Below are 18888 nucleotides of genomic sequence, written 5' to 3'. Positions count from 1 at the left end.
TGCGATCCGGATCAAAGAACAGGACTGGAGGCGATCCGGTTGTCGGGCCTCGGAGTATCTGAATCGCATCCAATGGTCGGCGAAGTTTGATTCGTCCGACCTCGATTCTGATTCAATCAGAACCGAAAAAGCGCTGTGAGCATCAGGCTTCCGCGAGCGCGGCGCCGTAGAGGATGATGCACGGTCCCGATGGACGATCGATGGTGAGGCGGGCGGCGATCTCCGCGATGGTTCCCCGCAGAATTTTCGTCGTCTCCGATCCCAGGCTTTCCACGATCACGGCGGGCGTTGCCGCACTCAGCCCGTGGGCGATGAGTTGCTCGGTGAGTCCGGGGAAGGTCGCCTTGCCCATATAGACGCAGGTCGTCGCGGTGGGGTCCGCCAGCGCGGCGAGGTCGAGATCGCGGGGCAGCCGGCCATCGACGTCGTGACCGGTGACGAATTGCACCCGGCGGGCGACGCCGCGCTTGGTCAGCGACGCCCCGATCGCCGCCGCCGCGGCCGTGGCGGTCGTGATCCCCGGGACGATCTCGACGGCGATGCCCGCGTCGCGCGCCGCGCGGAGTTCCTCGTCGGCGCGAGCGAACAGCGTTGGATCGCCGGCTTTCAGCCGCACAACGTTCTTGCCGAGGAGCGCGTGGGCGATCGCGAGGCGACTGACTTCGTCCTGGCGCGGCGAGGGGTGCCCCGCGCGTTTGCCGACAGCGATCAGTTCGGCGTCCGGGTGCAGATAGGCCATGAAGTCTTCGCCGGCGAGATCGTCGTACAGCACGATGTCGGCGGTCTGCAGGCGCTTGATCGCGCGCAGGGTCAGCAGATCGGCATCGCCCGGACCGGCGCCGACCAGCGCGATGCTCCCGGTCGCGCCCGCGCCGTGATGATCGGAGGATTTCGGCATCAGCAAACAGTCTCCTCGGCGGCATCGATCAGGTGAAAGAACGTTCCGGTGACGAGCCCGCGCCGGCTGCCGGTCTCGCTGGTGACCACGCCGCCGGGATCGCGAATCTCGGCGAGCGCATCGTCGGCGACGGTGACGACGCGGGCGTAGTGATACTCGTGGCCGCGCAGCACGCTTCCCGCGGCGTGGCCGGCGGCGGGCGCGTGCAACGTCGCCAGCCGATAGCCGAGATGCAGCTTGCGGGTCGCGAAATCGGTTTCGAGGCCGAGCAGCCCGGCCATCGCGTGACGGCAACCTGCGGCGTCGATCAGTCCGGCGCCGAGGGTCATGTAGCCGCCGCACTCGCCATGCAGCGGCCGGGTGCGCGCGAACGCTGCGAGCTTAGTTTTGAAGTTTGTCGCTGCCGCAAGCCGGCCGGCGTGCAGCTCGGGATAGCCGCCCGGCAGCCAGGCGGCGTCGCAGCCGTCGTCGGGGCCTTCGTCGTTGAGCGGCGAGAACGGGACGATCTCGGCGCCGGCGGCGCGCCATCCGGCGACCAGGTGGGGATAGATGAAGGAGAAGGCGTCGTCGCTGGCCAGCGCGATGCGTTGCCCGGGTGGAACCAGCGGCCGCAGCGTCGGCGCATCGAGACGCGCCGGCTGCGCCGCGCGGATCAGCGCGTCGAGGTCGATGCCGCGCTCGGCGCTCACGGCGAGTTGTTGCAGCCGGTCGTCGAGGCGAAGCGTCTCGCGCGCCTGCACCAGCCCGAGGTGGCGGTTCTTCAACGCAAAGTCGCTTTGCCGGTCGAGCACGCCGAGCACGGCGATATCGGATGCTGCGAAACCGTCGCGCACCAGCGCTTCGTGACGCGGGCTCGCGACATTGTTGAGGATGACGCCGGCGAGCATCACGTCGCCACGATAGCGCGCAAAGCCGAGCGCCAGTGCGGCGGCGGATTGCGACTGACCGGCGACGTTGATCACCAGCACTACCGGCCAGCCGGTCGCGGCGGCGATGTCAGCGGTCGCGCCGTTGCCCCAGGCGCCGACGGCGCTGCCGCCGTCGAACAGCCCCATCACCCCTTCGGTGATACACAGCTCGGCGCCGGCTGCGGCGTCGAGCAGCGCCGCGATCCGGCCGCGGCTGAACGCCCAGGAATCCAGATTGAAGCACGGCCGTCCGGCCGCGATTTCATGGAAGGCCGGATCGATGTAGTCCGGGCCGCATTTGTAGGGCTGCACGCTCAGACCGCGACGGCGCAGCGCCGCGAGCAGCGCCAGCGTCACCGTGGTCTTGCCGCTGCTGGTCGCCGGCGCCGCGATGATCAGCCCGGGCGGCCGGCCTGTCGTCGCAACATCAGGGAGGCGGTCAGTCGTGATCACGGCCGTCCTCCGCCGAGCGGCGATAGCGGCGGTCGTAGCCGCGGTCATACAGCGCGCTGTCTCTGAAGTCGGAGGCAGCGAGCGCCGGCCCAACCAGGATCAGCGCGGTCCGGTCGATGCCGGTGGCGGCGACCTGCGCGGCGATCGTGTTCAAGGTGCCGCGGATCACCTGTTGTTCGGGCCAGCTCGCGCGCACCACCACGGCCACCGCGCCGTCGTCGCCGTAATGCGGACGGAGCCGCTCGACCACGTCATCGATCACGTGGATCGACAGATGAATCGCCAGCGTCGCGCCGGTCGCCGCATAGGCCTCGAGCGTTTCGCGCGGCGGCATCGCCGAGGCGCGGCCGGAGGTGCGGGTCAGCACCACGGTCTGCGCCACTTCGGGCAAGGTCAGCTCGCGGCCGAGCAACGCCGCCGCCGCGGCGAATGACGGCACGCCGGGCGTGACCGTGTAGGGAATGCCGTGCTGTTCGAGCCGCCGGATCTGTTCGCCCATCGCGCTCCATACCGACAGATCGCCGGAATGCAGCCGCGCCACGTCGTGGCCGGCTGCGGCGGCCGCGACGAATTCCGCGGTGATGGCGTCGAGATCGAGCGGCGCGGTGTCGATTACCCGCGCGTCCGGCGGACACAGCGCGACGATCTCGCGCGGCACCAGCGAGCCGGCGTAGAGACAGACCGGGCAGCGCACCACCAGATCGCGGCCGCGCACGGTGATCAGGTCGGGCGCGCCGGGCCCGGCACCGATGAAATGGACGGTCATGGTGTGGGCTCCTCGATGGCGACGGCGGCGGTCGCAAGGCGATCCTGGGAAATCAGGCGGGGAACGAGCAGGCGCGCGGCGGGGCCCGTGGCGGCGAGCGCCGCGGCCTCGCAGACGCTGCCGACGCCGCGGTGGCGCGTGACCAGCGGCGACGACGTGGCGACGCGACCGCCGCTCTGCCGGAGAGCTGCGTCGTCGATGGAACGCACCGGCAGGGACGCGGCGCTTGCCGCTTCGAGCAGCGCGGTGTGACCGGCCTTGTCGGCGGGCGTCGCCAACGCCGTCGGCCGCCGCGGCGCGACGGCGCGGGACGCGGCCTCGATCACGTCGGTGATCGACGATGCTCGTGCGGCCGAGCGAAATCCGACGCCGATCACCACAGCGGTCATTTGCGAACGCTCCATTGCACCACCGGCATCGCGGCGCGCCAAGCTGTCAGCCCGCCGACAGGCGATGCGCGTTCGACCGCGAGCCGCAGCAGCTCGCCGCCATGGCGGCCGTGCCAGTCGATCAGCAATGCTTCGGTCTCGAGCGTCACGGCGTTGACCACCAGTCGGCCACCGGCGGGCAGGGCCTGCCACACCGTCTCCATCACCCCGGGACGGCTGGCGCCGCCGCCGATGAACACCGCATCGGGCGGAGGAAGCGCGGTGAGCGCGTCGGGAGCCTGGCCGAGCCGCAGATCGAAATGCGGCACGCCGAGCGCTTCGGCATTGGCGCGGGCGGTGGCGAGCCGGTCCGGCCGCGCCTCGATCCCGATCGCGCGATTGCTTCGCGCCGCCAGCAGCCATTCGATCCCGATCGAGCCTGAGCCGGCGCCGATGTCCCAGAGTAGTTCGTGGCCGCGCGGCGCCAGCGTCGACAGCGTCACCGCGCGGATCTCGCGCTTGGTCAATTGGCCGTCGTGCTGGAACAGATCGTCCGGCAGGCCGCCGGCGCACGGGATGATCGTCGCGCCGGGTTCGGCGACAGCGACGATGCCGAGTGCGACCGGCGCGGCGACGTCCGCATAGGCGTAGTTGCTCGCGGTCGTGCGCCGGATGCGCTCGTGCGGGCCGCCGAGCGCTTCGAGCACGACGATTTCGGAGGCGCCGAAACCGGAGGTCGTGAGATAAGCGGCGACATCCGCGACCGCTGCGCCGTCGCGCAGCAGCACGAGTAGCTGCGCGCCGTCGCGAAGATGCGGCCGCAGCGTCGCGATCGGCCGCGCGTGCAGGCCGAGCGGGACCACATCCTCCAGCCGCCAGCCGAGCTTGGCTGCGGCCCATGAAAACGTCGACGGCGCGGGCAGGGCGGTCCATTCCTGCGGCGCCAGGTGATCGGCGAGCACCGCGCCCGCGCCGTGCCAGAACGGATCGCCGGAGCACAGCACGACGACATGTCGTCCCCGCTGCGCCAGCACCTCGGGCAGCGAGGCGGAAAACGGCACGCGCCAGGGCAGCGACGGCTTGTTCAGCGCGGCGACCAGCGCGAGATGGCGGTCGCCGCCGACCACGAGATCGGCCGCGGCGAGCAGCGCGCGCGCCCGCTCGGACAGGCCGGCGACGCCGTCCTCGCCGATTCCGACGATGGACAGCCAGGGCCGCGTCGTGTCATCGGTCCGGATCATGACGCTCCCTCTCACCCAGCGCCTGCGCCTGTTGATCCTCGGCGGCACCGCCGATGCCTCGGCGCTCGCCGCGACGCTCGCCGCCGACGCACCCGTCGACGCGGTGCTGTCGTTCGCCGGCCGCACCGACAATCCGAAGCTGCCGCCGATCCCGTGGCGCATCGGCGGGTTCGGTGGCGTCGACGGTCTGATCAATTACTTGCGCGACGAGAAGATCGATCGCGTCGTCGATGCGACCCATCCGTTCGCGGCGCAGATGAGCCGCCACGCGGTGATCGCCTGCAACGCCGCCGGCGTGCCGCTGCTCGCGCTCGAGCGCGCGCCGTGGCGGCCGGTCGCCGGTGATCGCTGGATCGAGGTCGACGATCTGCCTCAGGCCGCGGATGCGCTCGGCGCGCAGCCGCGCCGGGTGTTTCTCGGCATCGGTCGGCAGAACCTCGATATCTTCGCGGCGTATCCGCAGCACGCCTATCTGGTGCGGCTGGTCGATCCGCCGCGCGGGCCGTTGCCGCTGCCGAATGTCGAGTTGGTGGTGGCGCGCGGGCCGTTCGATCTTGCCGGCGATCGGGCGATGCTCGAGGCGCATCGCACCGAGATCGTCGTCGCCAAGAACGCCGGCGGCGACGCGGCGGTGGCGAAGATCACCGCAGCGCGCGAACTCGGTCTGCCGGTGGTGATGGTTCGGCGTCCGGCCGTGCCCGCGCGACGGACAGTCGCTACGGTCGCCGAGGTGCTGGCCTGGCTCGGTCACGACGCTGCTCCGGAGAAACGCGGCGTGTAGACGTAAGCGCCGCCGCTTGCGCGTGCGATCGTGCGGGTCTGCGACGATCCAATCATCACCAGCGTGCGCATGTCGGCGCGGCTCCCAACCGCCTCGCCGAGCGCAACGACATCGATGCGCTCGCGGGGATCGCTCACTGCGGTCGCGAACACCACCGGCACCGAAGCCGGGTGAATGCCGCGCAACAACGCGAACGCCTTGTCGAGTTGCCATTGCCGCGCTTTCGAGATCGGATTGTACAGCGCGATGACGAAATCGGCCTCGGCCGCGGCGCGCAGCCGGCGCTCCACCGTCTCCCAAGGCTTGAGATTGTCGGAGAGATTGATCGCGCAGAAATCGTGGCCGAGCGGTGCGCCGATCCGCGCCGCCGCCGCGAACATCGCGCTGATGCCGGGCAGCACGCGGATGTCGAGATCGCGCCAGGACGGCTCGCCGGCCTCGATCGCCTCGAACAGCGCCGCCGCCATCGCGAACACGCCGGGATCGCCGGAGGAGACGATCACGACATGATGTCCCTCCGCGGCGAGGCGCAGCGCGAAGGCGGCGCGGTCGAGCTCAACGCGATTGTCCGAGCCGTGCCGGCGCAGGCCGGGACGCTCGGCGACCCGCGCAACATAAGGCGCGTAGCCGACGAGGTCGGTCGCGTGCGCGAGCGCGGCGTTGACTTCGGGCGTGATCAGTTCCTGCGCGCCGGGCCCGAGACCGGCAACCACCAGCGATCCGGTCATGGCCGTCGTCCCTGTCCGTGCACCAGAATGATCGAGAAATACGGCGCGTCGTCGTCGGTCTTGGCGGCCAGCGGCATCACGACCTGATCGGCCATCGCGCCGCGCTCGACATAGACCGCGCGGTCGAGCAGCCCGGCCGCGGCGAGCGCGCTGCGGACTTTCGCCAGATTGCGGCCGAGCTTCATGATCACCACGGCATCGCTGGTCGCCAGCGCCTCGGCGATCCGCGCCGCATCCAGCGTCGCCGGCACGACGCAAAGCACGTCGTCGCCATAGGTGATCGGCGTGCCGCTCGCCGTCCAGCACGCCGCCATGCCGGAGATGCCGGGCACCACCACCACCGGCACCCGCGCCGCGAGGCGGCTGTGCAGATGCATGAACGAGCCGTACAGGAACGGGTCGCCTTCGCACAGCACGACGACATCGCGGTCTTGCGCGACGTGGTGCGCGAGGCGCGCGACGCAATCCTCGTAGAAGCTGCGCAACGTTGCGGCATAGGCCGGATCATCGAGCGCGATCTCGGTGGTCACCGGATAGTCCATCGGTTCTTCGACCACGCCGTCTACCAGCAGGCCGTCGACGATGCTGCGCGCATGTCCGGGTCGGCCGGCCTTGCGGAAATAGGCGACGACCTTTGCATCGCCGACGAGGCGCGCGGCGCGGACGCTCATCAGATCTGGGGCGCCGGGACCGACGCCGACGCCGTAGACTGTTGCGGCGCTCATTCGCGTTCGCTCGCGAGCGCGTTGATTGCGGCCGCCGTCATCGCGCTGCCGCCGCGCCGGCCGCGAACGATGACGCAAGGCGCCGGCAAATCCTGCAACAGCGCGTCCTTGGATTCAGCGGCGCCGACGAAGCCGACCGGGATGCCGATGATGGCAGCGGGACGGGGCGCGCCGGGCTCGGCGAGAATCTCGAGGAGGCGAAACAGCGCGGTCGGAGCGTTGCCGATCGCGACCACGGCGCCGTCGAGCCGATCGCGCCACAGCTCGATCGCGGCCGCGGAGCGCGTGGTGCCGAGCCGCGCGGCGAGCGCCGGCACGGCGGGATCGTTCAACGTGCAGATCACCTCGTTGTCGGCCGGCAGCCGCGCGCGGGTGACGCCGTTAGCGACCATCTGGGCGTCGCACAGGATCGGCGCGCCGGCCTGAAGCGCGGCGCGTCCGGCCGTCACGAAGCCGGGAGTGAACGCGATGTCCGCGGCGATCTCGACCATGCCGCTGGCGTGGATGATGCGCACCGCGATCGTCTCTTCGTCGCGATCGAAGCGATCGAGCGCGGCTTCAGCTCGGATGATGGCGAAGGAGTGACGATAGATCGCGTCGCCGTGCTTCTCATAAGTGTAGTTCATCGCGTGGCGTCCTCGATCAGGTCGCGGAGAATGGGAGTGCTTGACGCGCATTCCGGCGGATGCGAGTTCCGCTGCGGACGATCGTCGCTGTCGATGTCGTGGGACAGGCCGGCGGCAAGCGATAACTGCGCCAGGATGTTTCGCGCGGCGTTGCTGCCGTGCTGCCGATACAGTCTGATCAGACGCCGCAGGGTCGAGGGCGGCAGATTAGTGGCAAGTTCGCTCGGCAACTCGCCGGCATCGTTCGAGGCGATCACCGCGAAAGCGATCCGGCGATTGCGCGCGATCGTTGCAATGTCTTCGGCTGCTTCACGCCATGGGGCGAGGCCGTTCGGCAGCGTGATCAGGATTGCGCCAGCGGTCGCAATCAACTGATCGGCCTGGCGATCCGACCCGTGCCGCTGCGCGACAGTCGCGATGTTGATCGGATGAATTGAAGACCCGCGCCGATCGCGCCATTCGGTTGCGAACGCGGCCAACTCGTCGTCGGACGGGGACAGCACGATGATATCGGCCCTGATTGCGGATACGACCGATGGCAGAGAGTCAGCGAACCCGCTGGAGTTAGGTGCAGTGCGCGGCATGGCGCCGATCCGTCAGTTGGCCGCCATCACGAACGATGGCTCAGAACCGGCGAACGGACCTGCACTCCGGGCCGCCGAAAGACACTCCGGGGCACCCCGCCCGAAATGGGTCAACACAGCAGGCGATGGCAGGTCTCCTGGCTCACGGGTCGTCGCAGGCGCAGCCTTCCCGGAGAAACATCCAGTGGCGTGTTGCGTCGGCTCGCCGTTTACAGTTGCGGGGGCAGCTCCGGCTCGGTCTCTGCTCGCATCAATGCGGGCAGCGACTTCCGGCATTCCCTTTTCGTCCCGTCCAAAGACGGGACACCATCGGCGCGTGATGTTTGGGATGGAAAAGGAGAACTGTCAATCGGCCTTGGCCACCGTCGCCACCGCGCCCGGCAGCGATCAACTTGATGTGGATCATGGCGACGTCAACTTGCCGTCTGCCGTTCGGGTCTCGAAATCAGCCTGCATCAGCGTCACGCCGTGCTGCCGCCTGTTGTTTGTCGATCGCCGCGCGCAGCAGCGCCGCCGCGCGGAACGGGGCGTGCAGCGCCTTGGTGAAGGGCAACGCGGCGAACATCCCGAAGACCAGTCCGAGATGTCCGACGAGCAGCAGGCCCATCGCGGGCGTGCTGCGGAATGCGAGTACTGCGAGCCCGCTGACCGCGACCAGTCCCAGCAGCAGCAGGAACGCGACGTTGAGCCTGGCTTCTCGCCGGTTCGAGGGCTGGCGATCCGCGATGTATTCCAGCCGGAGCAGCCCGGCCGATCCGGCCGTCAAGGCGACGCCGCCGACCAGTCCCAGCATCACCGGAAGGCTGATGATCGGGTAGGGCGCCGCAATGCCGAGCAGGTGGTGATAGGCGGCGGCTGCGACCGTCGACAGCGCGCTCAGCAGGAAGCCGCCAGCCGTCAGATGATGAAGGATGCGACGACGATGTGAGGTTCGGTCGCCCTCATCGTGGCAGCCCGGCCCGCCGCCGCCGAGGTGGCGCAAGGTGACGATGTCGCGGAGGGCAGGCGGCAGGGCGCGCATGATCTCGCCGGCCGAGGCACGCGGCGCGATCGCACGCCAGTATTGCACCGTCGCCAGCGTCAACGTCGCGACCGCCCACAGCAGCGTTGCGCCGGCGATCCCCGCCATCGCCGGCCAGGGCAGCACCCGATAGAACGCGCCTTCGCTCGAATCCGCTGAAAACAACTGCGCCGGCGAAGCGGTGATCAGGACGGTCGCAAAGGTGACGGACATGGCAAGCACGACAATCGCCGGCACGACGATGCCCGAGGCGCGAAACGCGCGGCCGAGCAGGGGCGGCCACAGATAGTCGGCATAAGAGCGCTGTCGGAGATCGGCGAGCGTCGCCGGCAGATTGACAGCGAAGGCGTGCGGCGGCGCGTATTGGCAGTCGTGCCAGCAACCCTGGCAGTTGTGGCACAGGTTCGACAGATAGTTCAGGTCGGCGAGGTCGAATCCATGCTTGCCGTCGATCGCCGGAAACACCGGGCAGAGACCGTCGCAATACATGCAGGCCGCGCAAATGCGCAACACGCGATCGGCCTCTTCGATTGGATCAGCCTGTGACATAGCGCGCCGCCTCCTCGCCCGCGCGCCGTCCGAACACCGCCGACAGCGTGATGCCAAGTCCGGCGAGATAGCCGCGGCGGAGCACATTGGCCGTCATGATCATGCCGGCCGCGAACAGATTGTCATGACGGCTTCCATCCGCTTGCACCACGCGCATCGTGTCGTCGACCTTGATGCCGTAATGCACGAAGGTCAGCCCCGGCCGCATCGGATAGGCAGCGAGCGGCGGCGCGACGATCGGGCGAGCGCTCGGCGGAGGAACCGCGTTGAAGCCGTCGACGCTGCCCGCGAACGCGACCGGATCGAGCCCGAGCGCGACAGCCAGGTCGGCGCGGCTTTGCGCTGTGATCGGCGGAAACGCGGACGGCGCGGCGCGCGCCATCCCGCGCGCATCGAGAATGAGAAAGGCGAGCTGATCGGCGCAGGCGGCGATCCGCGGTCCCCATTTTGCATAATGCGTCGGCTGGGCGCCGGCGTCGGTCACATCGACGCGTCGGCCCGATCGATCCACGACGAGGCCGTAGGGGATCGCGGTGATGCGGGTGACGATGCCGCCGTCCATTCGCGGTCCGCGCGCGTCCACCGGAACGATATGGCCGGTTGCGGGATCGCCGACCGGGCAGGCCCCTGAGTCGATCAAGAGGGTCAGGATGCGTCCGTTGGCGTAGGGGACGCCGCGGATCATCATTCCTTCGGCCGCGATTCCGAAATGCGTGCGCAGCCAGTCCGGGTCGGCGCCAGCGCCACCGGCGCAGGCGATCACGCTACGCGCTTCGATTGTTTCGCATGTCGCGTTGCTGCAAGCCTCGATCGTCCAGCCCGGACGGCCCTTCCTAACCAGCGCGCGGGCTTCGCTGTCGTAGCTGATCACAACTCCGAGCTTGGCGGCGGTCGCATACAACGCGTTCATCATCGCCTTGCCGCCGCCGAGCGGAAAGGCGGTCCGGCGGGAATAGGGCATCACACCGGTGCCGGGCGGCTGTAGATGCACGCCGTTGCCGATCAACCACGGCGCAATCGTTTCGGATCCGTCGATCAGCAACTGCGCGAGCGACGGATCCGTTCCGGCTCCGGTGACGCCGTGCAGTTCGTCGAGGAACTCGTTGGCGTCATATCGGTCCGGCACATAGCAGAGCGGCGATGCGTGCATCAGGCGGAAGTTGCGGCCATGACGCGCATTGCCGCCGCGCAAGCTCTGTGGGGCTGCTTCGAGCAGGCGGACCGATGCGCCGGATCGCCGCGCCGCGATCGCCGCGCTGAGGCCGGCGATGCCGCCGCCGATCACTGTGACATCCCAGAGCAATGGAGGACAATCCGATCATGACGACGCACCGGACCGATGCCGCTGCGACGACCTGATAAATCCGGTTTCTTTGCACCTTCGTCTTAGAGGCGGCGACATCAGCCTTGTCAATCTTGCGTTCGTCACGGTGCCATGCTGTTGTCGCGCATCTTCGGTGCCCTTCGTCGGAAGGGTGAAACGGGAATGCGGTGAGGCGAGTGATCGCCCAATCCGCGGCTGCCCCCGCAACTGTAAGCGGATTGTCTTCGATCACATGCGCCACTGAGTTCGGCACCAGCCGCTCGGGAAGGCGATCAGGACAACATCCGCAAGCCAGGAGACCGGCCGAAGACCGTAGCAACGCCATTCGACGGTGGGTCGAAGAAGGACACTTACATGCACCGACGACGATACGCGTAGCGCGCGCGGTTCCGCACTTGCGGAAGCAAGTCGCATCGACGGCCAGCGCGATCGTTCGCGACATCCGTCATCCCTGCGTCTGACCGCATCATCGATGCCCCGCGTCCGCGGCGGCAAACCTCTCTCTATTTCCGAGCCTCTCATGCACGCCCCGATGCGCGATCCAATCACTCTGTCCATTGCTGCGGTCGATCGTTCCCGCGAACCCGATCTGCGGGCGCGTCTCGATGCCAAGGCGAAGCCGCCGGGGTCGTTGGGACGGCTCGAGGACCTCGCGGTCCAACTCGGCTTGATCTGGCATCCGGCCCCGCCACGCGCGGACCGCGCGATGGTGTTCGTGTTCGCGGGTGATCACGGCATCGCGGAAGAGAGTATCTCGCCCTATCCGGCAAGCGTCACACGGCTGATGGTCGGTGCGTATCTCGCGGGCCGCGCCGGGTTGAACGTCTTGGCGCGGGCGGCCTCTGCCGAAATCCGTGTCGTCGATGCCGGAGTTGATGCCGATCTTGCGCCTCATCCCGAACTGATCGACCGCAAGATCCGGCGCGGCAGCCGCAACTCGGTTCGTGAGGCGGCGCTGACGCCAAGCGAGGCGATGGGTGCGATCGCCGCCGCAGCCAGGCTGGTTTCGGACGAGATCGCGAGCGGGGTCGATATCGTGGCGATCGGCGAGATGGGGATCGGCAACACCACGGCAGCCGCGCTGATCACGCATTGTCTGACCGGAGCGCCGATCGACGATTGCGTCGGCCGCGGCGCGGGGATGGACGACGCCGGTCTGGCGCACAAGCGGGCCGTTGTCGCGACAGCGGCGGCGCGTGCGCAGCCGACCGAGCCGCTCGACGTGCTGACCGAATTCGGCGGCTATGACATTGCGATGATGGCCGGCGCCGTGCTCGGCGCCGCAGCGTCGCAGCGTCCGGTGGTGATCGATGGCTTCATCGCAAGTGCGGCCGCGCTGGTGGCCGTGCGGTTGCATCCGGCGGCGCGCGATTACTGCGTGTTCTCGCACCGCTCCGCCGAGCGGGGACACCGGGTTCTGCTGGAGGCGATGGAGGCGACGCCTTACCTCGATCTCGGTTTGCGCCTGGGTGAAGGCACCGGCGCCTTGACGACGGTACCGCTGTTGCGCGCCGCTGCCGGGATCCTCAACGATCTGGCCGATCTGTCCGACGTGCTCGCGGGCAATTTCGGACCGCAAGCGTGATCCGGCCGCTGCAACCGCTGCTGAACGCCATTCAGTTCATGACGATCGTGCCGACGCCAGGGGCGGATCGGCTCGACGATGACTGGCTGCTCAGCGCGGCCAAGTACTTTCCGCTGGTCGGCGCGCTGATCGGTCTTGCTTCTGCCGCCGTCCTGCTGGCCGGTTCGGCGATCTGGACCGGCATCGTCCCCGCCGTTCTGGCGATCTTGACCGGCACGATCCTCACCGGCGCATTGCACGAAGACGGCATCGCCGACACGGCTGATGGCCTGTTCGGCGGAAGAACGCGCGAGCAGCGCCTGCTGATCATCAAGGACAGCCGCATCGGAACTTACGGCGCGATCGCGTTGGTCTCGAGCCTGGTGCTTCGCATCGCGCTGCTCGCGAGTCTGCCTGGCTGGCTGGGCGCGGCGGCTTTGGTCGCCGCTCACAGCCTGGGACGGAGCGGAATTTTGTTGACGATGTCGGCGATCCCCTATGCCGGCAATGTCGCGACCGCCAAGCTGAACTACCCGACCACCCGGATCGACCAGATCGGACGGATGTGGGCGTCGGCTTTCACCGTGCTTGGTGTGCTATGGCTCGCCACGACCGATGTTTGGGCGGCAGGATGTGGATTGGCTGTCGCCGTGGTCTTGGGGGTGCTGCCGCCGCTCGCGGCGCGTCGCCTTCTGGGCGGCTACACCGGCGATGTGCTCGGCGCCACGGAGCAGATGATCGAGATCGGCCTCCTGCTCGGCGTCGCGGCGGCGGTCGGTCACGGCCCGATCTGATGCGCGGGCGCGAAGTCGAGCGCCAAGCTCGCTTGAATGACACCGACGTGCCACGAGGAGCGTGAGTGATGCGAAAGATCCTGCTGATCGGTATCGGTCCGGGCGACCCGGACTACCTGACGGTTCAGGCGATCAACGCCCTGAACCGAGCAGACGTGTTCTTCATTCCCGATAAGGGCGCCGAAAAGGCGGAGCTTCGCCAGTTGCGCGAGCAGATCTGCAAGCGGTTCATCACCAACGCTGATTATCGCACCGTCACCATCGATATCCCGAAGCGCGACGCGCACCCGGAGGACTATCAGGCGACCGTCGACGATTGGCACGCGCGGATCGCCGAACGCTATCAGAGCGTCCTGACCGAGTCGCTGCCCGATGGCGGCTGCGGCGCGTTCCTGGTGTGGGGAGACCCGAGCCTTTACGACAGCACGATGAGGATCCTGGACCGATTGCAGGCGCAAGGATCAGACATCGCCTATGAAATCATCCCCGGGATCACCGCGGTCCAGGCGCTGACCGCACGTCACCGAATCCCGCTCAACCGAATTGGCCAATCGGTCACGATTACGACCGGGCGGAAGCTGGGCGCAGCGGGTCAACTCACTGACGACACCATTGTCGTTCTGCTGGATGGTGATGAGACCTTCGCCAAGATCGATGCGCGCGACGTCTCGATCTACTGGGGTGCGAATCTTGGGATGGATGACGAGATCCTCGTCGCCGGAAAGCTGGACGAGGTCGCTTCCGAGATTCAGCGCGTCCGACGCGAAGCGCGGAGCGCCAAGGGTTGGATCATGGATGCGTATCTGCTCAGATCGGACGGAAACGAATGAGGGCGGCTCGGCGACCGATCGTTGCTTGGTGACGCGCGCTCAGCCCCAGCTCTGCAGCTTGCGGAGTTGCGGCGTCTTCTTGTGCTGGTGGTCGGCCATCCGGCCGAGCAGGGTGTCGAGCTCGGTAATCGCCTTGAACAAATAGGGGCCCTTGTTCAGCATCACGCATTCGGCGCGCGCGGCCATTGCCGCGTCGGTCATCTCGCCGCGCGAGGGCGTGCCCTTCTTGACCAGTTGCTCCAGTACCTGCGTCGCCCAGATCACCGGGATATGCGCAGCCTCGCCGAGCCACAGGATCTCCTCCTGCATCTCGGCAAGTCGCGCGAAGCCGATCTCGACGGCGAGGTCGCCGCGCGCGATCATCACCGCGGTCGGCTGTTGTCCCGCCGCCTGCATCAGAATGTCCGGCAGGTTGGCGACCGCTTCCGGCGTCTCGATCTTCAACACCAACGACAGCTTGCGCCAATCGTCCGGCCGGCGTTCGGCGAGCGCTGCCTGCAGCGTTTCGACATCGGCGACCGATTGCACGAAGGAGAACTCGATGCCGTCGGCGTGTTCGGCGACGAAGTCGAGATCGGTGCGATCCTTCGCGGTCAGCGCCGGGATGTCGAGCAGCGTGTCGGGGAAGTTGAGACCCTTCTCCGGCTTCAGCCGCAGGCCCTTGTCCGAGGTCGAAGTGACGCGTCCGATCAGGCCCCACGGCGTCTTGCGCTCGATGCGGATACAGAGCTTGCCGTCGTCGACGAAGACCCGCGCGCCGACCGCACTGTTGATCAGCGGATCGCTCAGCGTGCACTCCACCGAGAAGTGATCCTCGGCGAGGTCGATGCGATCGAGCGCGCCGGCCGCGACGATCGCGATCAGGTCGCCGGTGAGAATGCGTTCACGGCCTTGCGGCGCGCGCGCCGCGCCGGTGCGGATTTTCGGACCGGCAATGTCCATCAGGATCTTCATCCGATGGCCGGTGGTTTGCTCGGCGACGTGAAGGTGATTGATCATGCGCTGCCAGGCGTCGGCGTCATCGTGGGCGCAATTGATCCGCACCGCCTCGACTTTTCGCTCGGCGAGCCGCAGCATGAACGAGGGATCGTCGGCGGCTTCGCTCGGGCAGGTGACCAGCAGCGCGGTCGCGCGACCGCTCGACAGCGTACCGAACAACTCCTCGCTGCGTTGGGCGAGGTCGTGCTCGCCTGCAAAGAACTGCCGTGGGGACGGCCGCAGAGTTTCCGGTTCGCCGCACAGCGCGGTCAGGGTGGCGCGGACGGCGAGCAGCGTCGGCATCACCCGGCTTTCCAGCCGCCCCAGCGACGACAGGCCGAGCGTCATGAGTCCACGCTGCAGCGGCCGCAGATCGTGCTGCCGCAGCGCCAGATAATGCGCGAGATTGGCCGCGCTCGCGGCGAAGCCGGGGCGTCCGATCCGACCGCTCCAGGCGCCGATGCGCGGCCTGCTGTCGGCTTCGATCTCGGCGATCAGCCGGTCGAGTTTCTGCTTCAGGCGGACGATCTCGGTCGACATCGCTGCGGGCTCTCTGGATCGCGGGCGGCCGCCATCGGCGGCATCCTGCCTGCTTTAGGGGGCGGCTATGTAACTGCTGTGACAGCGAAGCGGTCTCCGCTTACGATTTGACGATCATCAGGGGCGGCGGGGGGCGTCTGCCGCAGTTCACAGCCGCCGGCTGCTTGACGGCGATGCAACGGGCCGCCTGAATGCGCCCCTCAGCTCGAACGCGAGGCCCGCATGTCCGTCACCATCTTCGGCATTAAGAACTGCGACACCATGAAGAAGGCGCGGGCCTGGCTCGATAGCCATGGCGTCGCATACGACTTCCACGACTACAAGACTGCGGGCATCGACAAGGCGCATCTCGCGCGCTGGTTGAAACAGGTAGGCTGGGAGACGCTGCTCAATCGCGCCGGAACCACTTTCCGCAAACTACCTGATGCCGAAAAAGAGGGGCTGACCGAAGCCAAGGCAATGGCGTTGATGCTGGCGCAACCGTCGATGATCAAGCGTCCGGTACTGCAGACGGGCGCGACATTGCTGGTGGGCTTTCGGCCCGAGGCCTATGCCGAGGCGTTCGGATGAATTCAGGGCGCGTGAGGTGATCGCGCGTTGTTGCCGCCGCCTGTTTTCCACACCCGGGCGCTGATAAACGCGGGCCTGCTTTGCATCTTGCGCGCGGCTGCGGAATAGCGGCATAGTCCCGAGAAGAACGAAGGGTCGGAGCCAGCCGAGGCGCCCGCACCCAAATAGCAACAAAAGATCGGCCGTGCGCGTGGCTCCGCCGCGGGACCGACAGGGGGGGAAGAGTTTCTTGGCTGATGACATCATCCTTGAGACGCAAGGTCTGACGAAGGAGTTTTCGGGCTTCTTCGCGGTCCGTGACGTCAATCTGCGTGTAAAGCGTGGGCATATTCACGCGCTGATCGGTCCCAACGGAGCCGGCAAGACCACGTGTTTCAATCTGCTCACGAAGTTCCTGCAGCCTTCGGCCGGCAAAATTCTCTACAAGGGACAGGACATCAGCGCGATGGCGCCGGCCGATGTGGCGCGGCTCGGGCTGGTGCGATCGTTCCAGATTTCGGCTGTTTTCCCGCATCTGACGGCGCTGGAGAACGTCCGCGTCGCGCTGCAGCGCCAGCACGGCCACTCGTTCGATTTCTGGCGCTCCAAGAGCGTGCTCGACCGCTTCAATCATCGCGCTCGTGAACTGCTCGACGACGTCGGCCTCAGCGAGTTTTCGGACACCCCCGCGGTCGAGATGCCCTATGGCCGCAAGCGCGCGCTGGAGATCGCCACCACGCTGGCGCTCGATCCGGAGATGATGCTGCTCGACGAGCCGATGGCCGGCATGGGCCACGAGGACATCGACAAGATCGCCGCGCTGATCAAGCGGATCTCGGCGAAGTACACCATCCTGATGGTCGAGCATAATCTCAGCGTCGTCGCCAATCTGTCCGATATCATCACGGTGCTGACCCGCGGTCAGGTGTTGGCCGAAGGCCATTACAATGACCTCACTCAGGACGATCGCGTCAAGGAAGCCTATCTCGGAGCGGGTCATGGTTGAGACGACGACTTTGGACCGCACCAAGGCGGCATCGGCCGGCAATGCGTTGTTGAGCGTGCGCGATCTGCAGGCGTGGTACGGCGAGTCCCACATTCTGCACGGTATGGACTTCGAGGTCCGCACCGGCGAGGTGGTGACGCTGCTGGGCCGCAACGGCGCTGGCAAAACCACCACGCTGAAATCGGTGATGGGCATCATCGGCAAGCGCACCGGCGCCATCACCTTCGACGGTCACGACATCAGCCGGGCCTCGTCGGACAAGATCGCGCGGCGCGGCATCGCGTTCTGCCCGGAGGAGCGTGGTATCTTCGCCAGCCTCGACGTCCGCGAGAACCTGATGCTGCCGCCGCAGGTCCGGCCCGGCGGGCTGTCGCAGGAGCAGATCTTCGAACTGTTCCCGAACCTGCGCGAGCGGCTGAAAAGCCAGGGCACCAAGCTGTCGGGCGGCGAGCAGCAAATGCTGGCGATCGCACGCATCCTGCGCACCGGCGCGCGCTTCCTGATGCTCGACGAGCCGACCGAGGGCCTTGCTCCGGTGATCATCCAGCAGATCGGCCGCACCATCGCGCGGCTGAAGACGGAAGGCTTCACCATCCTGCTGGTGGAGCAGAACTTCCGCTTCGCTGCGACGGTGGCCGATCGCTACTACGTGGTCGAGCACGGCAAGATCATCGACGGCTTCGCCAATTCGGAGCTCGAGGCCAACATGGACAAGCTTCACACCTATCTCGGCGTGTGAGCGCGTGCCCTTCGAAATCTGCTGAGATCTGGAAACCCTATGTCGATCAATATCCAGGCCCTGTTGGCGCAGCTTCTGGTCGGGCTGATCAACGGTTCGTTCTACGCCTTGCTGAGTCTCGGCCTCGCCGTGATCTTCGGCATGCTCAACATCATCAACTTCGCCCACGGCGCGTTGTATATGATGGGCGCGTTCTGCGCCTATTTCCTGCTGAACCTGTTCGGCATCGGCTATTGGTGGGCGCTGATCCTGGCGCCGCTCACGGTCGGCCTGTTCGGGATGCTGATGGAGCGCACGCTGCTGCAATGGCTGTCCGGGCTCGACCATCTCTACGGACTGCTGCTGACCTTCGGCGTGGCGCTGATCATCCAGGGCGTGTTCCAGAATTATTTCGGCTCGTCGGGTCTGCCTTATGCGATCCCCGACGAACTCAAGGGCGGCGTCAATCTCGGCTTCATGTTCCTACCGATCTATCGCGGCTGGGTGGTGGCGTTCTCGCTCGTGATCTGCCTGTTGACCTGGTACCTGATCGAGCGCACCCGGCTCGGCGCCAATCTGCGCGCCGCCACGGAGAATCCGACATTGGTGCGCGCCTTCGGCATCAACGTGCCGCGGATGATCACGCTGACCTACGGGCTCGGCGTCGGTCTCGCCGCGCTCGCCGGTGTGCTGTCGGCGCCGATCAACCAGGTGCGGCCGCTGATGGGCGCCGACCTGATCATCGTGGTGTTCGCGGTGGTGGTGATCGGCGGCATGGGCTCGATCATGGGCTCGATCATTACCGGCTTTGCGCTGGGCGTGATCGAAGGCCTGACCAAATATTTTTACCCCGAGGCCTCCAATACCGTGGTGTTCGTGCTGATGGTGCTGGTGCTGCTTGTAAAACCCTCGGGCCTGACGGGACGGGCAACCTGAC

The 18888-nt window shown here is 67.2% G+C and carries 20 protein-coding genes and 2 riboswitches; of the genes, 8 read left to right on the top strand and 12 right to left on the bottom strand.

Translation table 11 applies throughout. The annotated features are described in order from the left end of the window. Positions 1-142 precede the first annotated feature (142 nt). Genes cobA through cbiE form a run of 5 tightly spaced genes read right to left on the bottom strand, consistent with a single transcriptional unit; the run spans position 143 to position 4634 of the window. Positions 143-898, bottom strand: a complete 756-nt coding sequence (cobA, locus tag BMY71_RS17575) for a uroporphyrinogen-III C-methyltransferase (protein ID WP_011502726.1) — start codon at positions 896-898, stop codon at positions 143-145. After that, complete coding sequence (locus BMY71_RS17570; protein ID WP_092685458.1) at positions 898-2259, bottom strand: cobyrinic acid a,c-diamide synthase CobB; 1362 nt, start codon at positions 2257-2259, stop codon at positions 898-900. Before BMY71_RS17570 ends, cobA begins: the two co-directional genes overlap by 1 nt. Further along, positions 2246-3025 carry a precorrin-4 C(11)-methyltransferase gene (cobM, locus tag BMY71_RS17565; RefSeq protein WP_092685456.1) on the bottom strand — a complete coding sequence of 260 codons (780 nt, stop codon included), beginning with the start codon at positions 3023-3025 and terminating at the stop codon, positions 2246-2248. Before cobM ends, BMY71_RS17570 begins: the two co-directional genes overlap by 14 nt. Next, positions 3022-3414, bottom strand: coding sequence for a cobalamin biosynthesis protein (locus tag BMY71_RS17560; protein WP_092685454.1), 393 nt, complete (start codon positions 3412-3414; stop codon positions 3022-3024). The genes cobM and BMY71_RS17560 overlap by 4 nt, the downstream gene beginning before the upstream one ends. Beyond that, positions 3411-4634 (bottom strand): precorrin-6y C5,15-methyltransferase (decarboxylating) subunit CbiE, encoded by a 1224-nt coding sequence (cbiE, locus tag BMY71_RS17555; protein WP_092685452.1) that lies wholly within the window; start codon positions 4632-4634, stop codon positions 3411-3413. The genes BMY71_RS17560 and cbiE overlap by 4 nt, the downstream gene beginning before the upstream one ends. On the opposite strand from cbiE, the gene BMY71_RS17550 reads away from it, so the two are divergent. Then, a complete protein-coding gene (locus BMY71_RS17550; protein ID WP_175557705.1) occupies positions 4633-5415 on the top strand; it encodes a cobalt-precorrin-6A reductase in 783 nt (260 codons plus the stop codon). The genes cbiE and BMY71_RS17550 overlap by 2 nt on opposite strands. Here the strand turns inward: BMY71_RS17550 and cobJ are convergent. The 6 genes from cobJ to tcuA all read right to left on the bottom strand — a co-directional run bounded on the left by cobJ (position 5382) and on the right by tcuA (position 10951). Then, positions 5382-6143, bottom strand: a complete 762-nt coding sequence (gene cobJ, locus BMY71_RS17545; protein ID WP_092685450.1) for a precorrin-3B C(17)-methyltransferase — start codon at positions 6141-6143, stop codon at positions 5382-5384. The genes BMY71_RS17550 and cobJ overlap by 34 nt on opposite strands. Next, on the bottom strand, positions 6140-6868 hold the full coding sequence (locus tag BMY71_RS17540) for a precorrin-2 C(20)-methyltransferase (RefSeq protein ID WP_092685448.1): 729 nt from the start codon (positions 6866-6868) through the stop codon (positions 6140-6142). The genes cobJ and BMY71_RS17540 overlap by 4 nt, the downstream gene beginning before the upstream one ends. Continuing rightward, positions 6865-7494, bottom strand: coding sequence for a precorrin-8X methylmutase (locus tag BMY71_RS17535; RefSeq protein ID WP_092685446.1), 630 nt, complete (start codon positions 7492-7494; stop codon positions 6865-6867). Before BMY71_RS17535 ends, BMY71_RS17540 begins: the two co-directional genes overlap by 4 nt. Further along, positions 7491-7997 (bottom strand): hypothetical protein, encoded by a 507-nt coding sequence (locus BMY71_RS17530; RefSeq protein ID WP_092685444.1) that lies wholly within the window; start codon positions 7995-7997, stop codon positions 7491-7493. The genes BMY71_RS17535 and BMY71_RS17530 overlap by 4 nt, the downstream gene beginning before the upstream one ends. A gap of 191 nt (positions 7998-8188) precedes the next feature. Then, a riboswitch (cobalamin riboswitch) is annotated at positions 8189-8404 on the bottom strand. 119 nt (positions 8405-8523) lie between these two features. Next, positions 8524-9648, bottom strand: a complete 1125-nt coding sequence (gene tcuB, locus BMY71_RS17525; RefSeq protein ID WP_092685442.1) for a tricarballylate utilization 4Fe-4S protein TcuB — start codon at positions 9646-9648, stop codon at positions 8524-8526. Further along, complete coding sequence (gene tcuA / locus BMY71_RS17520; RefSeq protein ID WP_244526093.1) at positions 9635-10951, bottom strand: FAD-dependent tricarballylate dehydrogenase TcuA; 1317 nt, start codon at positions 10949-10951, stop codon at positions 9635-9637. Before tcuA ends, tcuB begins: the two co-directional genes overlap by 14 nt. 135 nt (positions 10952-11086) lie before the next feature. Continuing rightward, a riboswitch (cobalamin riboswitch) is annotated at positions 11087-11294 on the top strand. Between the two features lie 198 nt (positions 11295-11492). Between tcuA and cobT the strand changes: the two genes are divergently transcribed. The 3 genes from cobT to cobF all read left to right on the top strand — a co-directional run bounded on the left by cobT (position 11493) and on the right by cobF (position 14160). Next, on the top strand, positions 11493-12557 hold the full coding sequence (gene cobT / locus BMY71_RS17515; RefSeq protein WP_092685440.1) for a nicotinate-nucleotide--dimethylbenzimidazole phosphoribosyltransferase: 1065 nt from the start codon (positions 11493-11495) through the stop codon (positions 12555-12557). Next, a complete protein-coding gene (gene cobS / locus BMY71_RS17510; RefSeq protein ID WP_092685439.1) occupies positions 12554-13330 on the top strand; it encodes an adenosylcobinamide-GDP ribazoletransferase in 777 nt (258 codons plus the stop codon). The genes cobT and cobS overlap by 4 nt, the downstream gene beginning before the upstream one ends. 68 nt (positions 13331-13398) lie before the next feature. After that, the gene (cobF, locus tag BMY71_RS17505) at positions 13399-14160 is read left to right on the top strand and encodes a precorrin-6A synthase (deacetylating) (RefSeq protein ID WP_092685437.1); all 762 of its coding nucleotides are present in this window, start codon (positions 13399-13401) and stop codon (positions 14158-14160) included. A 39-nt stretch (positions 14161-14199) separates the two neighbouring features. Here cobF and BMY71_RS17500 read toward each other — a convergent pair whose 3' ends face one another. Beyond that, positions 14200-15678 (bottom strand): pyruvate kinase, encoded by a 1479-nt coding sequence (locus BMY71_RS17500; RefSeq protein ID WP_092685435.1) that lies wholly within the window; start codon positions 15676-15678, stop codon positions 14200-14202. 222 nt (positions 15679-15900) lie between these two features. Here BMY71_RS17500 and BMY71_RS17495 point away from each other — a divergent pair, with 222 nt between their 5' ends. From BMY71_RS17495 to BMY71_RS17480, 4 genes are all read left to right on the top strand, one after another. Beyond that, positions 15901-16248 carry an ArsC family reductase gene (locus BMY71_RS17495; protein WP_011502742.1) on the top strand — a complete coding sequence of 116 codons (348 nt, stop codon included), beginning with the start codon at positions 15901-15903 and terminating at the stop codon, positions 16246-16248. 229 nt (positions 16249-16477) lie between these two features. Then, positions 16478-17233, top strand: a complete 756-nt coding sequence (locus BMY71_RS17490; RefSeq protein ID WP_092685433.1) for an ABC transporter ATP-binding protein — start codon at positions 16478-16480, stop codon at positions 17231-17233. Beyond that, positions 17226-17972 carry an ABC transporter ATP-binding protein gene (locus BMY71_RS17485; protein WP_011502744.1) on the top strand — a complete coding sequence of 249 codons (747 nt, stop codon included), beginning with the start codon at positions 17226-17228 and terminating at the stop codon, positions 17970-17972. The genes BMY71_RS17490 and BMY71_RS17485 overlap by 8 nt, the downstream gene beginning before the upstream one ends. Positions 17973-18023: 51 nt before the next feature. After that, the gene (locus BMY71_RS17480) at positions 18024-18887 is read left to right on the top strand and encodes a branched-chain amino acid ABC transporter permease (RefSeq protein WP_092685597.1); all 864 of its coding nucleotides are present in this window, start codon (positions 18024-18026) and stop codon (positions 18885-18887) included. The last annotated feature ends 1 nt before the right edge of the window (position 18888 follow it).

The organism is Rhodopseudomonas pseudopalustris, from assembly GCF_900110435.1.
GTDB classification, from domain to species: domain Bacteria; phylum Pseudomonadota; class Alphaproteobacteria; order Rhizobiales; family Xanthobacteraceae; genus Rhodopseudomonas; species Rhodopseudomonas pseudopalustris.
The sequence above is the reverse complement of the archived record's forward strand: the minus strand, read 5'-3'. Positions and strand labels throughout refer to the sequence as shown.

Bases quoted from the DNA above. Each gene is read 5' to 3' on its own strand.
- cobA (WP_011502726.1), bottom strand. From the start codon at position 898: ATGCCGAAATCCTCCGATCATCACGGCGCGGGCGCGACCGGGAGCATC.
- cobM (WP_092685456.1), bottom strand. From the start codon at position 3,025: ATGACCGTCCATTTCATCGGTGCCGGGCCCGGCGCGCCCGACCTGATC.
- BMY71_RS17560 (WP_092685454.1), bottom strand. From the start codon at position 3,414: ATGACCGCTGTGGTGATCGGCGTCGGATTTCGCTCGGCCGCACGAGCA.
- BMY71_RS17550 (WP_175557705.1), top strand. From the start codon at position 4,633: ATGACGCTCCCTCTCACCCAGCGCCTGCGCCTGTTGATCCTCGGCGGC.
- cbiE (WP_092685452.1), bottom strand. From the start codon at position 4,634: ATGATCCGGACCGATGACACGACGCGGCCCTGGCTGTCCATCGTCGGA.
- cobJ (WP_092685450.1), bottom strand. From the start codon at position 6,143: ATGACCGGATCGCTGGTGGTTGCCGGTCTCGGGCCCGGCGCGCAGGAA.
- BMY71_RS17540 (WP_092685448.1), bottom strand. From the start codon at position 6,868: ATGAGCGCCGCAACAGTCTACGGCGTCGGCGTCGGTCCCGGCGCCCCA.
- BMY71_RS17535 (WP_092685446.1), bottom strand. From the start codon at position 7,494: ATGAACTACACTTATGAGAAGCACGGCGACGCGATCTATCGTCACTCC.
- tcuB (WP_092685442.1), bottom strand. From the start codon at position 9,648: ATGTCACAGGCTGATCCAATCGAAGAGGCCGATCGCGTGTTGCGCATT.
- cobT (WP_092685440.1), top strand. From the start codon at position 11,493: ATGCACGCCCCGATGCGCGATCCAATCACTCTGTCCATTGCTGCGGTC.
- cobF (WP_092685437.1), top strand. From the start codon at position 13,399: ATGCGAAAGATCCTGCTGATCGGTATCGGTCCGGGCGACCCGGACTAC.
- BMY71_RS17500 (WP_092685435.1), bottom strand. From the start codon at position 15,678: ATGTCGACCGAGATCGTCCGCCTGAAGCAGAAACTCGACCGGCTGATC.
- BMY71_RS17495 (WP_011502742.1), top strand. From the start codon at position 15,901: ATGTCCGTCACCATCTTCGGCATTAAGAACTGCGACACCATGAAGAAG.
- BMY71_RS17485 (WP_011502744.1), top strand. From the start codon at position 17,226: ATGGTTGAGACGACGACTTTGGACCGCACCAAGGCGGCATCGGCCGGC.